General features: G+C 71.3%; 15 protein-coding genes. 12 read left to right on the top strand and 3 right to left on the bottom strand.

Going from position 1 to position 14,280, the window contains the following annotated elements; genetic code table 11:
* Window positions 1–8 precede the first annotated feature (8 nt).
* The 11 genes from ACXKZF_RS15620 (at window position 9) to ACXKZF_RS15570 (ending at window position 11,382) form a co-directional block, all read left to right on the top strand.
* On the top strand, window positions 9–1,142 hold the full coding sequence (locus ACXKZF_RS15620; protein WP_055952114.1) for an FAD-dependent monooxygenase: 1,134 nt from the start codon (window positions 9–11) through the stop codon (window positions 1,140–1,142).
* Window positions 1,139–2,164 (top strand): amidohydrolase family protein, encoded by a 1,026-nt coding sequence (locus ACXKZF_RS15615; protein ID WP_055952111.1) that lies wholly within the window; start codon window positions 1,139–1,141, stop codon window positions 2,162–2,164. Before ACXKZF_RS15620 ends, ACXKZF_RS15615 begins: the two co-directional genes overlap by 4 nt.
* Window positions 2,161–3,132, top strand: a complete 972-nt coding sequence (locus ACXKZF_RS15610; RefSeq protein WP_488984819.1) for a fumarylacetoacetate hydrolase family protein — start codon at window positions 2,161–2,163, stop codon at window positions 3,130–3,132. The genes ACXKZF_RS15615 and ACXKZF_RS15610 overlap by 4 nt, the downstream gene beginning before the upstream one ends.
* Window positions 3,133–3,573: 441 nt before the next feature.
* Window positions 3,574–4,932: a hypothetical protein gene (locus ACXKZF_RS15605; RefSeq protein ID WP_488984818.1), complete on the top strand. Its 1,359-nt coding sequence runs from the start codon at window positions 3,574–3,576 to the stop codon at window positions 4,930–4,932.
* Between the two features lie 210 nt (window positions 4,933–5,142).
* Window positions 5,143–6,642 carry an MDR family MFS transporter gene (locus ACXKZF_RS15600; RefSeq protein WP_488984817.1) on the top strand — a complete coding sequence of 500 codons (1,500 nt, stop codon included), beginning with the start codon at window positions 5,143–5,145 and terminating at the stop codon, window positions 6,640–6,642.
* Window positions 6,643–6,658: 16 nt separating this feature from the next.
* Window positions 6,659–8,272 (top strand): GMC oxidoreductase, encoded by a 1,614-nt coding sequence (locus ACXKZF_RS15595; RefSeq protein WP_488984816.1) that lies wholly within the window; start codon window positions 6,659–6,661, stop codon window positions 8,270–8,272.
* 219 nt (window positions 8,273–8,491) lie between these two features.
* Window positions 8,492–8,881, top strand: a complete 390-nt coding sequence (locus ACXKZF_RS15590; RefSeq protein WP_488984815.1) for an ester cyclase — start codon at window positions 8,492–8,494, stop codon at window positions 8,879–8,881.
* Between the two features lie 216 nt (window positions 8,882–9,097).
* Window positions 9,098–9,385 (top strand): hypothetical protein, encoded by a 288-nt coding sequence (locus ACXKZF_RS15585; RefSeq protein WP_488984814.1) that lies wholly within the window; start codon window positions 9,098–9,100, stop codon window positions 9,383–9,385.
* Entirely contained in the window at window positions 9,382–9,819 is a 438-nt protein-coding gene (locus ACXKZF_RS15580) for a BLUF domain-containing protein (protein WP_488984813.1), read from the top strand. Before ACXKZF_RS15585 ends, ACXKZF_RS15580 begins: the two co-directional genes overlap by 4 nt.
* A 22-nt stretch (window positions 9,820–9,841) precedes the next feature.
* A complete protein-coding gene (locus tag ACXKZF_RS15575) occupies window positions 9,842–10,543 on the top strand; it encodes an alpha/beta fold hydrolase (protein ID WP_488984812.1) in 702 nt (233 codons plus the stop codon).
* A 179-nt stretch (window positions 10,544–10,722) separates the two neighbouring features.
* Window positions 10,723–11,382: a Pr6Pr family membrane protein gene (locus tag ACXKZF_RS15570; RefSeq protein WP_488984811.1), complete on the top strand. Its 660-nt coding sequence runs from the start codon at window positions 10,723–10,725 to the stop codon at window positions 11,380–11,382.
* Here the strand turns inward: ACXKZF_RS15570 and ACXKZF_RS15565 are convergent.
* The 3 genes from ACXKZF_RS15565 to ACXKZF_RS15555 all read right to left on the bottom strand — a co-directional run bounded on the left by ACXKZF_RS15565 (window position 11,339) and on the right by ACXKZF_RS15555 (window position 13,541).
* Window positions 11,339–11,923 carry a dihydrofolate reductase family protein gene (locus ACXKZF_RS15565; protein WP_055952083.1) on the bottom strand — a complete coding sequence of 195 codons (585 nt, stop codon included), beginning with the start codon at window positions 11,921–11,923 and terminating at the stop codon, window positions 11,339–11,341. The genes ACXKZF_RS15570 and ACXKZF_RS15565 overlap by 44 nt on opposite strands.
* Window positions 11,924–12,050: 127 nt before the next feature.
* Window positions 12,051–12,755 (bottom strand): SGNH/GDSL hydrolase family protein, encoded by a 705-nt coding sequence (locus tag ACXKZF_RS15560; protein ID WP_488984810.1) that lies wholly within the window; start codon window positions 12,753–12,755, stop codon window positions 12,051–12,053.
* 207 nt (window positions 12,756–12,962) lie between these two features.
* Window positions 12,963–13,541, bottom strand: a complete 579-nt coding sequence (locus tag ACXKZF_RS15555) for a YdeI/OmpD-associated family protein (RefSeq protein ID WP_488984809.1) — start codon at window positions 13,539–13,541, stop codon at window positions 12,963–12,965.
* 125 nt (window positions 13,542–13,666) lie between these two features.
* Between ACXKZF_RS15555 and ACXKZF_RS15550 the strand changes: the two genes are divergently transcribed.
* Entirely contained in the window at window positions 13,667–14,029 is a 363-nt protein-coding gene (locus ACXKZF_RS15550; RefSeq protein WP_055952072.1) for a hypothetical protein, read from the top strand.
* Window positions 14,030–14,280 lie beyond the last annotated feature (251 nt).

Genomic DNA, 14,280 nt, shown 5'->3' with positions numbered 1-14,280 from the left:
GTTCTGACATGACCGCCGTTCAGAAAGTCGCGATCGCCGGAGCCGGCGTCGCAGGCCTCGCCACCGCCATCTTCCTCAGCAAGGCCGGCGTAGAGGTCGACCTCTACGACGCCCAGCCCGCGCTGTCCACCCGCGGTTCGGGCATCACGCTGCAGGGCAACGCCCTGCGCGTCTTCGACGAGCTCGGGGTCTGGGACGAGGTCGCCGCTGCCGGAAAAGCCTTCGAGGGGCTGAACCTGCGTGCCCCCGGCCCCGGCGCGCCCGTCGTCGCCGCCCTCCCCGACCTCAAGACCGGCGGCCCCGACTACCCCTCCACGATGGGCATGTCGCGTCCCGACCTCGCCCGCATCCTGCTGGCCGCAGCCGAGGCGAACGGCGCGCGCGTGCACTTCGGCCGCCGCGTCACCGCCGTCTCGGAGACCCCCGACGGCGTCACGATCGAGGTCGACGGCGAGCCGGCGGGCACGTTCGATCTGCTGGTCGGCGCCGATGGCCTGCACTCGGCCGTGCGCGAGATGATCGGCATCCATGTCACCCCCGAGCAGACCGGCATGGGGATCTGGCGCACGTTCGTCTCGCTCCCGCCCGACGTCGACCGCAGCGAGCTGTACTACGGCGGTCCGATGTACATCGCCGGTTACACGCCCACCGGCGACGACACCATGTACGCGTTCCTCGTCGAGGCGGCCCAGGACCGCTCGCACGTCTCGTCCGAGGAGGCCCGCCGGATCATGGTCGAGCAGTCCCGCGCCTACGACGGTCCGTGGAACCACATCCGCGCCGACATCGAGGCCGGTGCCGACGCCAACTACACCTGGTTCACGCGGCACCTCGTCGACGCCCCGTGGAACCGCGGCCGCGCCGTGGTCATCGGCGACGCCGCGCACAGCTGCCCGCCGACCATCGCGCAGGGCGCGGCCCAGGGCCTCGAGGACGCGGCCGTGCTCAGCGAGCTCCTCGTGAACCGGGATGCCGTCGACCAGGCGCTCTGGGACGCGTTCCACGAGCGGCGCGTGGCGCGCGCGGCCGCCATCGTCGACGCCTCGGTGCAGCTCGGCCAGTGGCAGCTCGACGGCGTCCGCGACGCCGACATGGGTGGACTCATGTTCGGGGTCGCGCAGCTCACGGCGGCCCGCGCATGAGCACTCCGACGCAGGGTGAGGTCACCGACGTCCACGCCCACCTGCTCATGCCCGGCCTGCACGCGGAGGTGGAGCGCCGCGTCCCCGAAGAGGTGCAGGCCGCGGCCGACCTCGAACTGCGCCGCAACGGTCTGGCCAGCCTCCAGGCCTCGGGGCGCATGATCGGCGAGAGGTTCCCACGCCTGACCGACGTGCGCGCACGGCTCGAGGCCATGGACGCGCAGGGCGTGGACCGCCAGTGGGTGAGCCCCTCGCCGAACCACTTCTACCCGTGGGCGAACGAGGGTCTCGCGACCTGGGCCTCGGGGGAGGCGAACCGCCTCATCGCCGAGCACGTCGCCCAGGCCCCCGACCGTCTCGTCGGGCTCGGGGTCGTGCCGCTGCAGCACCCGCACCTCGTCGTCGACGCGCTCGATGACGCCGTGCTCGGCCGAGGGCTCGCGGGCGTGGAGATCTCCTCCTTCGCGGGCGAGGTCGAACTCAGCGACGAGCGTCTCGAGCCGTTCTGGGCGCGGGCGGCCGAACTGCGCGCCGTGGTGTTCCTCCACCCCTTCGGCTGTTCGCTCGATGAGCGGCTCGACCGCTTCTACCTCTCGAACACGGTCGGCCAGCCGACCGAGAACGCGGTCGCGCTGTCGCACCTCATCTTCGCGGGCGTGCTCGACCGGCATCCCGGACTCCGCCTCGTCGCCGCGCACGGGGGCGGGTACCTGCCGACCGCGATCGGCCGCTCCGACCGGGCCTGGAAGGTGCGCCCCGAGGCGCGCGGCTGCGCCCATGCGCCCTCGACCTACCTGACCAGGATCTGGTTCGACACCGTCGTGCACGACGAGCGCGCCCTGCGCTGGCTCGTGGAGGTCGCCGGCGCCGACCGGGTTCTGCTGGGCAGCGACTTCCCGTTCGACATGGGTCTCGACGACCCGGTCGCGTTCGTGCGGGGCGCGGGACTGGCGGAGAGCCACGTGACCGGCATCCTGGGAGCCAACGCCGCCGAGCTGCTGCGCACCCGGGTGCACGCGTGAGGATCGCCCGCTGGGTCGACGGCGCCGACGTGGGCGAGGGGTTCGTCGACGGCGACGACGTCGTGCCGTTCCCCGACGGGCTGCGGGTGGCCGAGGTGCTCGCGCAGGGGCTGGATGCCACTGGGCACCTGTACGAACGACGCGATCGCGCCGCGGCCCGACCGCTTGCCGCGGTCCGACTGCTCGCGCCTCTCGTGCCCGCCTCGATCCGCGACTTCGTGGCGTTCGAGGAGCACGTCGAGGGCGTGAGCGCGTCGGTCGACGGCAAGAGCGAGGTCGTGCCCGAGTGGTACGAGGCGCCGACGTTCTACTTCACCAATCCGCACACCGTGCGGGCGACCGGTGACGCGGTGGCGATCCCCGAGACGCAGCGCCTCGACGTCGAGCTCGAACTCGCGGTCGTGATCGGTGCCGCGGCCGGTTCGACCGGGGAGAACGTGGATGCCGAGACCGCGGCATCCCACATCTTCGGCTACACCGTGATGAACGACTGGTCGGCCCGCGACCTGCAGGCGCGCGAGATGAAGGTGCGTCTGGGGCCGGCGAAGGGCAAGGACTTCGCGATGACGCTCGGGCCGTGGATCGTCACGGCCGACGAGCTCGAACCGTACCTCGACGAGGAGGGCTTCCTCGCCGTGCGCGCCGAGCTGTTCGTCAACGGCGAGCTGATCGGCCACGACCTCGTCTCGAACATGGGGTGGCCCTTCCCTGAGCTGGTCGCCTACGCCGCTCGGAACTCGGCCGTGGTCCCGGGTGACGTGCTCGGCTCGGGCACGGTCGGCAACGGGGGCTGCCTCGGCGAGCTGTGGGGCCGTCGCGGCGCCCTCGACCCGCGACCCCTCGAACCCGGCGACGAGGTGCGCCTGGTGATCGAGGGTGTGGGCGAGGTCGTCAACGTGGTCGGCCCGCGCGTGGCGGCACCGCCGGTCGCGCGGGCGCGCACCCGGTCGCGGGCGCGGTCGCGATGAGCACCCCCGGTCTCCCCGGCAGGCACTGCCCGCCCGTGGCGTGTGCCGCCTCGCCCGGCTGCGTCCGGACCCTCCGGCGTCGACGATGCGAAGCCATCGTCAAGGTTCTCCGAGTTTTCCGTGAGCATCGGGAGAAGGGACCTCCGCCGACGTCTTCAGGTGCTGTTCCGGTGCTTACTCTCGCTGAGCCGTGAGTCGAAGATCCGTCGTTCGCTGCGGCAGGGAAGAACCGGGCCGCGTCGGCGGATCGCTCAGCGGACGCTGACGCTCACGTCGACGGCGCCGAGGCCGTTTCGTCATGCGGCCTCGATGCGTCGCGCCCGAGCGCAACCGGCGGCCGTTATGAGGAGCAGGCGTGAGGGATTTCGGATCGACGATCGAGACGCGCGTGGGGGACCACGTCGCGCGGGGAGTGCAGGTCGCACCACTCGGCGGACGCGCATGAGCGGGCTGCGGAACCTCGGGTACGACGACCTCCTCAATTGCTTCATGGTCGGGCCCCTCGTCGGCCTCACCCCGGAGCGGGCGCTCACCGCGTTGGAGGACGTGCTGCGTTCTCCCCGCGGTGCGGTGTTGCACCGCGTACGCACCCGCGGTCGGCGGTGGCGGCGCGTCGACGAGAGCGCCGCCCTCGTGGCGGCTGCGCGCTCCGTCGAGCGGGTGGAACCGGCCCTCGACCGCTCGGCCCTGGCCACCCTCGTGCTGGAGAGACAGTTCCGACCCGGAGAGTTGCCGGTGCGGCTGTTCGTCGCGGACGGGATGCTCGCGATGGAGTTCTCGCACAGCCTGTTCGACGGCACCGGCGCGACATTCGTGGTGAATCTGGTGTTGGAGAAGCTCGGCGCCCCCGGAGCGGACACCCGCGCCGCCCTGCCGTGGGCGAAGACGCCCCTGCGCGCGGCGATGAAGAAGTTCGGGCTGCAGGGGGTGAGCGGCATCCGATCCGCTCGAGAGATCTTCCGCACGCGGAACGCGCAGACCGAGACCGGCTATCAGCTCTCGCGCACACTGACCAAGGCCGAGTCGATCGAGCGGACACGGATGGTGTCGATGGTCCTCCCCGCCGACCTGGTGCGCATGATCGCAAACACACCCGAGAAGGCCGACGAGGGAAAGCGCCCGGCGCGCCCGCCGCTGTCCGTGAAATCCGCGAGCCTGGTTCTGCGGTGCCTCCGCGACAGCCTCCGGCAGGATGCCGACTTCCGTGTGGTGGTCCCCGTCGACGCCCGTCGCTGGGTGGAGAAGGGGGTCGCCGTCGAGGGGAACTTCGCGCCGTCCCTGCCCATGGGGCGCCTGCTGGTCGACGACTGGAGTGCGACCGCCCTGGCCGAGCGCATCTCGGCCGTGAGCAAGTCGGGGACGCCCGTCGCCTGGTTGCTCGCCACCGCGCTCAGCACGCTGAAGAACACCGTTCGGCATCCCGGTGCCGCTCGGCGCTTGCGGGGCGCCACGCCACGGGTGCCCCTCGAGATCCACGTCTCGCTGACGACGACCGAGGTCGCCGTCGCCGAGACGCTGATGCCACGCGTGGACGACGACACCTTCGTCGGGGGGATGGCGGCGCACCTGCGCCTGCCGCTGGGGGTGTGGGCGGAGATCGCCCCCGTCCGGGACTGCCTGCACGTCGTCATCCGTGACGAGACGGGTCTGTTCGACCTCGAGGGTTTCGAACAACGACTGCGGGAGGTGATCGCGGGAGGCCGCCGTCGCGACCACGTCGCTCACGCCTCAGTACCCGGTCATTCTTCTCGGGCAGCGAGCAACGCCCGGTCACCCATCCGGTCCACGATCCGGTCCTGACATCGGCGGACCGTGACCAGGGAGGCGGGCGCGGGCCGGAGGCTGCCGCGCGTGTCGGGTTGATGTCGCGGCATCCGTAATGTTGAAAACCGACATAAGTCGGGTATGATGGAACCGACGTCGGGGCCCATCGGGTCCGTTCGCCCGGTGAGGAAGCCGGAGCGGCACATCCGGTCGCGTCGATCGCCCGGTCGTACGGGCGCCCCGCCGATGACTCTCTCTCCCGCCCGCGTTCGCATCCTCGTCGCGGCCCTGCTCACGGTGTCGTTCCTCGGCGCCCTCGACCACACCGTCGTCTCGACCTCCCTCGCCACGATCGCCGGCGACCTCGGCGCGCTCGAGCACATGAGCTGGATCATGGTCGGCTACACGCTGGCCGCGACCGCGATGCTGCCCGTGCTGGGCAAGCTCGGCGACATCGTCGGGCCGCGTCGCGTGTTCCTCGTGTCGATCGTGGCCTTCCTCGTCGCGTCTCTGCTGTGCGGCTTCGCGCCCGACCTGGGCTGGCTCATCGCCGCCCGCGTCCTGCAGGGCCTCGGCTCGGCCGGCATCCAGCTCATGTCGCAGACGATCATCGCGCGCGTCACCAGCCCGCGACAGCGTCCTCGCTACATGGCGATCATCGGCGCCGCCTTTCCCGTCGCCATCGTCGTGGGGCCCGTCGTCGGCGGTCTGATCACCGATTACTGGGGCTGGTCGTGGGTGTTCTGGATCAACATCCCCGTGGGTCTCGTGGCCCTCGCGCTCGCGCTGATCGCCCTTCCGCGCCTCCCCGGCGGCGCGCACCCGCGGTTCGACATCCCCGGCTCCGTGGTCTTCACCGGAGCCCTCCTCGCGCTCGTGCTGGCCGTGACCTGGATCGGCGACGAGGCGCTCCGACCCGTGGCGCTCGTCTGCGCCGCGGTGGCGATCGTCGGCATCCTGGCCCTCGTTCTCATCGAGCGGCGCGCGATCGAGCCGATCCTGCCGCCGCGGATCTTCCGCAACCGCACGATCCTGGCCTGCCTGGGGCTCTCGCTCATCATCGGGGCCGGGCTGTTCGCGGTCGTGGCGTACGTCCCCACGTACGTCCAGATGGCCTATCGCACCACCGCGACGGTGTCGGGACTGGTCCCCATCGCGACCGTGCTCGGCATGCTCGTGAGCAACCTGCTCACCGGGTGGCTCGTGAGCCGGTCCGGCCGCTACCGCGCCTACCCGATCATCGGCACCGCTCTCGGTGCGGTGGGTCTCGGCGTGATGGCCGCGCTCCCGGTGGGGGCGCCCCTGTGGGTGCCGATGGTCGTCATGGCGACCGTCGGCATCGGCACGGGGTCGTTCATGAACCTCATCTTCGCCGTCGTCCAGAGCGCCGCCGCGCGCTCCGACCTCGGCGCCGTCACGGCCACCACGAACCTCGTGCGCCAGGTCGGCTCGGCCGTCGGCACCGCGGTGATCGGCGGCGTCGTCGGGTTCGGCGTCGCAGCGAACCTCCCCGGTGGAGTGGATGCCGACACCCTGACCCCCGCGGCGGTGCGCGGCGCCTCCGCGGGTGTGCAGGCCGAGGTGGCCGCGGTCTACCACGACGTGTTCGCGCCCGTCTTCCTGGGGCTCGCGATCGTCTACGCCTGCGGCGTCGTCATCGCCCTCTCCCTGCCCGCGGGGCGCCTCTCCGACGAGACGACGGCCCCGCTTCCCACCCCGTCCGACGCTGACCGTCAGCCCGCCTGACCTCGAAGGAGAGACCATGTCCGACACCCCCACCATCGCCGTCGTCGGCAGTGGCCCCATCGGTTCCGCTTACGCCCGAGTGCTGCTGGAGTCGATCCCGCATGCGCGCGTGATCATGTTCGAGGCGGGACCGCAGGTCACCGAGCGCCCGGGCGAGAGCGTGCGCAACATCGCCGACCCCGATGAGAAAGCGCGCGCCCGCGAACGGTCGCAGGGGCCGCAGGCCGGTGACTTCCGCGAGTCCCTCGGCATCCCGGCCGCCGCCGTCGTGGAGGGCATGTTCACCGCGCGCCAGGGCACGCACCTGCTCGACTTCGGCGCCGAGGGCTCCGCGCACGCGCCCACCTTCCCGGCCGCGGCCGCGGCGACCAACGTCGGTGGCCAGGGCTCGCACTGGACGTGCGCCATCCCGCGTCCCGCGTTCAGCGAGAAGCTCGACTTCATCGATGACGACGAGTGGGAGGACCTCGTCTCGACCGCCGAGGGACTGCTGCACCACCAGAGCGCCGCTTTCTCGGACTCACCGGTGGGGGCCGCCATCCGCACCCTTCTCGACCGCGAGTTCGGAGCCGAACTCCCCGAGGGCTACGGCGTCAGCACCCTGCCGGTCGCGGGTGATCCGCAGCCCGACGGGTCGATGCGCTGGGCCGGCGCCGACACGGTGCTGGGACCCCTCATCGAGCCGGGCACCGACGTCGCTGCGCGTTTCGAGCTGCGCGACCTCACCCTGGTGCGACGGATCGAGCTCGACGGCACCCACGTGCGCGGCGTCGTCGTCGAGGACCTGCGCACCCGCGAGGAGTCGTTCGTGGCGGTGGACGCCCTGGTGGTCGCCGCCGACGCCTTCCGATCCCCGCAGCTGCTGTGGGCCTCCGGCATCCGTCCTGCGGCCCTGGGCCGCTACCTCACCGAGCACCACGTCGTCATCAGCACCGTCTCGCTGGACGCCGAGCGCATGGCTGCTCTCGTGACGGAGGACGAGTTGCGGAGCGAGCTGGCCCGTCGCGCGACCAACCCCGCCGACCCCGTCGCCGCGGTCAACCGCATCCCGTTCTCCGAGCCCGATCACCCGTACTCGGCGCAGATCATGTACGCCGAGAATCCGCCCTTCGCGCTCGACCCCGCCCACCCGGCAGCCGGCAACCGCTGGGGGTACGTCAACATGGGCTTCGGCGTGCGCAAGTTTCCGCGGGTCGAAGACGGCGTCACGTTCAGCGACGACGAGCTCGACTACCGCGGACTGCCGAACTTCACGATCGAGTACGCCCTCACCGAGCGGGAGGATGCCGAGATCGCCCAGGCCACCGAGCGCCTGCGACGTGCCGGGCACGCGCTCGGCACGTTCGTCGCCGACCCGCGGCTGCTGCCGAACGGTTCGAGCCTGCACTACATGGGCACGATGCGCGCCGGCACCGACCCCGAGACGTCGGTGGCCGACCCGTACTCACGGGTGTGGGGCTTCGACAACCTCCTCGTGGGTGGCAACGGCCTCATCCCGACCGCCAACACGATGAACCCGACGCTCACGAGTGTCGCGATCGCGGTGCGCGGGGCGCGTCGCCTCGCCGAGGAGTTGCGCGGCGGCGGTACGGCCGAGGCAGAGGTGGTCGCCGAGGCGGTGGGGGCGTAAGGGGCCGTCCGGCGCCTCGCCGGCGGGCCAGGGTCGGTCGTGCATGGCGGAGTCGGCGGCGGAATGACGGGGTCGAGAGGCCGGATGCCGGATGCCGGATGCCGGACGCCGGACGCCGGATGCCGTGGTGGTCGGCGGTCGCATCGGCCGCGGCGTACCTCCGCCCGCCCCTGCCCGGCGCCCGCCCTGGCCCACCCTGCACCCGCAGATAATGGGGGAGTGGAGCCCTGGGAGACGCGCGAGTGGTTCGGTGACGTCCTCGACGCGCTCAACCGGCACGACCTCGAGGATCTGCGGGGTTTCCTGCATCCCGCCGTCCGCCGGGCGCATCTGCCCGCCGGCGCCGACGCCTGGGTCGACGAGTACGCCGACCTCTTGCACGGGTTCCCCGACTGGCAGTGGAAGCGCATCCAGCTGCTGGTCGAAGACGACCGGCTCGCGGTGCACCTGCGCGGCGGCGGGACCCACACCGGCTCGTTCGCGCACGTCGCGGCCACCCGTCGCCGCGTGAGCATCGCGTCGTTCGCGATGTACCGGGTGGAGCGGGGCCGCATCGTCGAGGCGAGCGGCACCGACGACGCCGCCCAGATCCGCGCGGCCATCGGCTGAACGGGCACGCCGTCTCGCGCGCGCGCCGCACCCGCGAGACGGCGTCTCGCCGACTAGGTCGGTTGCGGCGTGCGGCCGTTCCCTCGGCGTGGCGTCGTCTCGCGCCGGAAACGCGCTGGCGCGGCGCTGCCCGATCTGTCAAGGGCGGCTCGATGTCGGAGGCCCCCGGTACGTTCGCTCCTGCCCGGTTCCATCGCGGGTGTAAGGAGGGCGGCCATGGGGTCACCCGATCAGCTCGGAGCGGGAGTCATCTGGGCTCGCGTCGAAGAGGGTTTCCATGTCGGCAGCCGCAGCGGCGTGTTCCTCGGCTACATCGACCGCCAGCCCGACGGGGTGTTCCTGGCGCACGACGGGCACTCCCGCGTCGTCGGTCGGTTCGACGCGCTGACCGAGGCGATAGCTGCGGTCACCAACGGCCAGCCTCCGCTCGACGCGCCGATCGCCCTCGACAGGGTGCGCGTGCCTGCGCCCCGTGCGTCCGCCGACGGGAGCGCGGTCGCGTGAGCTCACCCCTGGTCTCCATCTCTTACGTCAGCACCGCCGTCGATGCGTTCGACGACGCGGCCCTCGCCGACCTGCTCGCCCAAAGCCGGGCATCCAACCACGATCACGACCTCACCGGCATGCTGCTCTACCGGCGCGGGCGCTTCTTCCAGGTCTTGGAAGGTCCGGAGCACGCCGTCGACGAGCTCATGGCGACGATCAGGCGTGATCCGCGGCATGCCGAGGTGCGGGTGCTGCTGACCGAGCAGATCGACGAGCGTCGATTCTCGCAATGGACGATGGGGTACGAGCCCATCGGCGTCCCCACGACCCCGCCGCCCGAGGGATTCCGCGATACGTTCGCCGATCTCGAGTCCGACGACGACGGCGCCAGTATCCGTGCCGTCCGCGAGCTGACCGTGTGGTTCCGCGCCCGCACCAGCGTCAGCGCCTGACCTTCACCACCCAAGGAGCACCATGTCCACGATCGTCCTCATCCCCGGCGCGATGCACGGCGCCTGGGTCTTCGAGCCGCTCATCGCCGCGCTCGCCTCTCGCGGGCTGTCGGCCACCGCGCTCGACCTGCCGAGCAGCTCCGCAGACACCGCCGAGATCGGTTCGCTGACCGACGATGTCGAGGCCATCCGTTCGGCTGTCGCCGACCTCGACGGCCCGGTGGTGCTCGCGGCGCACTCCTACGGCGGCGTCCCGGCACGCGCGGCAGCCGCAGCAGTCGATTCCGTGCGCGGACTGGTGATGATCGCCGCGTTCTCCCTGCCCGTGGGCGCTTCGCTCCTCGATGCGCAGGGTGGCGAGTTCCCGCCCGGCTACGAGCGCTCCGCCGACGGCAAGGCCGTGAAGATCGGCGACATCGCTGAGACCATCTACTCGGGTGTCGACCCGGCCGTCGTCGAGACCGCGCTGACCCGCGTGGGGTGGCAGAGCGTCGCGTCGTTCACGCAGCCCGCCCCGGCCGAACCCGGCCCCGATGTGACGGTGACCTACGTCGTCGCCACCGAAGACAAGGCGCTCCCGCCCGAGCAGCAGCGGCAGTGGGCCGACGCCGCCGATGCGCAAGTATCGGTGGCATCCGGCCACTCCCCCCACGTGTCGCACCCCGACGAGGTGGCGGATGCCATCGTCGAGACGGTGCGACGCGTCGAGGCGGCGACCTCCTGACGCCGGTCCCGCGGGAGCGTGAACCGCGGATGCTGTTGACCGAGCGGCTCGAACACCGGCGGTACCCGGAGCGAACGATGGGGCCCGAGCGTATGGGCGCGCCCGAGAACCCCGCCGCTTCTGCCTGGTCGCCACGGGCGAGCGGGCGTTCGGTGACCCGCGCGCGGTAGCGTCGCCCGATGCCCCCTGCATCCGTTGCGGTCCCCGAGCCACCCCGCTCGGCCGGTCGCACCCGTCCGCTCGTGCGCGTCGTCGTGGGTTCCGCTGCTCTGCTCGTCGTGTTTTACGCGTACGTTCTGCGGATCGCGGTAGGCGATGCGAATCCGTTCGACTTCTTCGGATACTTCACAAACCAGACGAGCTCGCTCACCGCGCTCGTGCTCATCGCCGTGGGCGCTCTCGCCCTCAACGGTCGCCGCCCTCCCCCGTGGCTCTCGGTGGCCTGGGGTGTGGGAGCGGCGTGCCTGATCGTCGTCGCCGTGGTCTACAACGCGCTGGTGCCGGGCACGGGTTCCGCCCCGGTGTGGGTCAGCGTCGCGCTGCACGTCGTGTTCCCAGCGTTGGTGCTGATCGACATCGTCTTCTCGCCGGATCGGCCGCGGCTCGCGTGGACGCAGTTGTGGTGGGTGCTGCCCTACCCCCTCGTGTGGATCACCGTCGTGCTACTGCGCGGGGCGACCGACGGGTGGGTGCCCTACGGCTTCCTCCTGCCCGAGCGGGGTCTGCCGTCACTCGCGCTGCACGTCGTCGGCATCCTGATGCTGCTGGTGGTCGCGGCGACGGCGGTGTGGGCGCTCAGCCGGCGGACGTGGCGGCGGTCGGCCGCACGTACTCGGTGATCGTGACGCCGGATGCGAAGGTCGCCGCACTCAGCGGGGTGAATGTCGTGGCGGCGCCGGTTACCCCGCCGAAAAGCGGGATGCCGCCACCGAGGACGACCGGGTTGCTCTTGATGATCAGACGATCGATCTCGGGCAGAAGGCTGCCGGCCAGCGAGCCTCCTCCGCAGAGGTAGATTCCGAGGCCGGGCTTCGCCTTGAGGGCGCGGACGGTCGCGAGCGCATCGCTCGTGTAACGAACACCCGAGGGTTCGTCCGTGCGATGAGTCGCGACGTACTCCGCAAGGTGGGAGTACGGGTTCGTAATCCCCGCGTCGAGGGCCACCGAATAGCTGTTCCACCCCTGAATGACGGTGTCGAATCGGGTCCTCGGGGGGTGAATGCCCAGGGCGTTGAGCACATGGGTCGGAAGAGCGTCGGCGAAGTCCGACACGACGGCCGCCATGTGGTCCCCCTCCGCCAGGAAGGCGTCGAAGGTGCCGTCAGGAGCGGCGATGAAGCCGTCGATGGATGCTGCAACGTAGTAGGTCAGTTCCCGCATGAGGTCTCCGTTCGCGGCGTTGGGATGATTCTCGTGGCGTGCCGGGACGTGGTCATCGGTCGATTCTCGACCAGCCGACCACTCCCGTGCATCCTGCGATCGAGCTCGACGACTCCCTGCCCCGCGGTCACAGTGGCGGGTCGAGGGCGCGAAGCGCGGCATCCATCCGCTCCGCCATGTAGGCGTACCCCGTGTCGTTCGGGTGCAGGCCGTCGGAGGCCATCCAGCTGTCGGACGAGTCGGCGTAGTGCCCGTCGAGCCAGTGGCTCGCGCCGTCGATGTGGTCCGCGTCGATGCGCTCGGCGGCGGCCTCGACCCACCCGGCGATGACGTCGACCGAGGCGGGCCGGTCGTCGGTGTACCAGAACGGTTCGACCACGACGATGCGCGCGTCGGGGAGCCCGTCGCGCAGGCGATCGAGGTCGCTGTCGATGGCGGTGTGGATCTCATCCGGGGCGCGGTCGTAGCTGAAGTTGTCGTTCAGCCCCATCGTGACGAACACGATGTCGGGGTCGTCGTCGATGATCAGCGCGGGGATGTCGTCGAGCCCGGGCCCCATCGAGGCGCGGCGGTTGACGAAACCCAGCCCGTTCTCGGAACGGTTGATCTCGCGCCAACCGCGCTCGGCCGACACGACCGTCGACCAGCGCTTCTCGGGCGAGCTCGCGCCCGTCCCGCGTGTGTAGGAGTCGCCGTAGAACGCCACGACCGGCGCGTCAGCGTCGAGAACGGGCGTCGGGGAGGGAGCTTCGGGGCTCGGGGTGGAACACGCGACGAGGCCCAGGAGAAGGGATGCCACGGCTCCTAGGCCCAGCAGTCGTCGCGCGCGCATGTGCCCATTCTCGCTCCGTGGATTATCGGTAGGGCCCGAGCGGTGCCCGGCCCGCGTCTCAGCCGCGGAAGCACCACCGCCCCTCGCTCGGAGCCGGGGGTCGCTGCAATCCGTGAGGACGTCATGCCCCCGGTGCTTCGCCGACCACCTCCAGCGAGCGACCTGTCGCGCGATACGCGTCGCGGGCCGCTGCAATCCGCGAGGACGTCATGCGCCCGGCCCCTCCCCGACCACTTCCAGCCGAGCGACCTGACGCGCGATCCGCGTCGCGCGCACGGTCTCGTTCGCGGCCGTGACCACGGGGTGCAGCACCGCGTACCGCTGCGTCTTGTTCAGGGCGCCGAACGCGCGCGCGGCCGTAGGTACGGCATCCAGGGCCGCCTGAAGATCCGGCGGGACCTCGATCGTCGCAGGACCGGCGTACGCGCGATCCCACCGCCCGTCGGCCTGGGCCTTCGCGATCTCGTCGGCTCCGCGCGGGCGCATCCGCCCCTCATCGGCCAGGCGGGCGACGATGTCGACGTTGCGCGTCGACCACAGCGACCGAGAGCGGCGGGGCGTGAAGTGCTGCCAGAAGGTCGTGGCATCCCGTGACTGCCGGCGACCGTCGATCCATCCGCTGCAGAGAGCTTCTTCGAGCGCTTCGGCGTAGGTGAGCGTCGTGGGAGTGGTGGTGCCCTTCTTCGCGAGCACAACGCGTACGCCGTCGCTCACGCTCTCGTTCTCATCGAGCCACGCGCGCCAGCGTTCGACGTCGGCGACGATCAGTTCGGGGATGTCTGCCATGGATCGCGCTCCTCACGTCGTGTCTGAGACCGTAGCGAACCCCTCCGACATCCGGGCCCTACCCGAGCGACGGTCCGCGGGGCAAGCGGCCCCTCCCAGGTCGTCGCCGCCGCCACGATGGGGGGATGCGATCTGTGACCTATGCCGGTGAGACCGTGACCACGACCGACGATGTCGCCGAGGCGCTCGTGCAGCTGACGGCGTCGATCGCCGCCGACGGGCATGCCCAGGCGGTCAGCATCCCCATCGTCACCGCCACGGGCGAGACCGATCAGGCCGAGCTGGTCATCGGCGTCGGCAACGACGTGCTGAGTGCGCCGGCCCGCGACTGGACCGGCGACGAGCCCGACTTCGCGTGGGCCGCCGAGGAGCTCCGCCAGCATCAGCGTTTCCCGCACGCGCCCGCGATCGCGCAGGAGCAGACGCTCGCTTCCGACAACCCGGATGCCTTCTGGGACCCCGACCTCGACGGCTTCACCCGCGCCTGACCCGCGGTCCGTTGGTCTGGGGCGGGTTTCGCCGTTCCGGTGGAGGATTCGCGCCCCGAAGAGCGGAAGTCGCCCCAAATCGCACCCCGCATCCACCGGGGGAGCTCGTCAAGCGGGCCGCGGTCGGCGGGCGTCGACGTAACGTGAGGGCTCCACGGCGGGCGTGACCGGTTCATCACCCCGACGTGTGAGCCCCGGACAGTCCGGGCGGTGTCGCCGTTTCGCGTCGCCGCCCGGACGCTCGGCGGTGT

Source organism: Microbacterium sp. ABR10, assembly GCF_057812175.1.
This window is presented reverse-complemented; position numbering and strand designations above follow the sequence as displayed.

Coding starts and splice junctions, on each gene's coding strand:
- ACXKZF_RS15620 (WP_055952114.1), top strand. CDS start 9: ATGACCGCCGTTCAGAAAGTCGCGATCGCCGGAGCCGGCGTCGCAGGC.
- ACXKZF_RS15615 (WP_055952111.1), top strand. CDS start 1,139: ATGAGCACTCCGACGCAGGGTGAGGTCACCGACGTCCACGCCCACCTG.
- ACXKZF_RS15605 (WP_488984818.1), top strand. CDS start 3,574: ATGAGCGGGCTGCGGAACCTCGGGTACGACGACCTCCTCAATTGCTTC.
- ACXKZF_RS15600 (WP_488984817.1), top strand. CDS start 5,143: ATGACTCTCTCTCCCGCCCGCGTTCGCATCCTCGTCGCGGCCCTGCTC.
- ACXKZF_RS15595 (WP_488984816.1), top strand. CDS start 6,659: ATGTCCGACACCCCCACCATCGCCGTCGTCGGCAGTGGCCCCATCGGT.
- ACXKZF_RS15585 (WP_488984814.1), top strand. CDS start 9,098: ATGGGGTCACCCGATCAGCTCGGAGCGGGAGTCATCTGGGCTCGCGTC.
- ACXKZF_RS15575 (WP_488984812.1), top strand. CDS start 9,842: ATGTCCACGATCGTCCTCATCCCCGGCGCGATGCACGGCGCCTGGGTC.
- ACXKZF_RS15570 (WP_488984811.1), top strand. CDS start 10,723: ATGCCCCCTGCATCCGTTGCGGTCCCCGAGCCACCCCGCTCGGCCGGT.
- ACXKZF_RS15565 (WP_055952083.1), bottom strand. CDS start 11,923: ATGCGGGAACTGACCTACTACGTTGCAGCATCCATCGACGGCTTCATC.
- ACXKZF_RS15560 (WP_488984810.1), bottom strand. CDS start 12,755: ATGCGCGCGCGACGACTGCTGGGCCTAGGAGCCGTGGCATCCCTTCTC.
- ACXKZF_RS15555 (WP_488984809.1), bottom strand. CDS start 13,541: ATGGCAGACATCCCCGAACTGATCGTCGCCGACGTCGAACGCTGGCGC.
- ACXKZF_RS15550 (WP_055952072.1), top strand. CDS start 13,667: ATGCGATCTGTGACCTATGCCGGTGAGACCGTGACCACGACCGACGAT.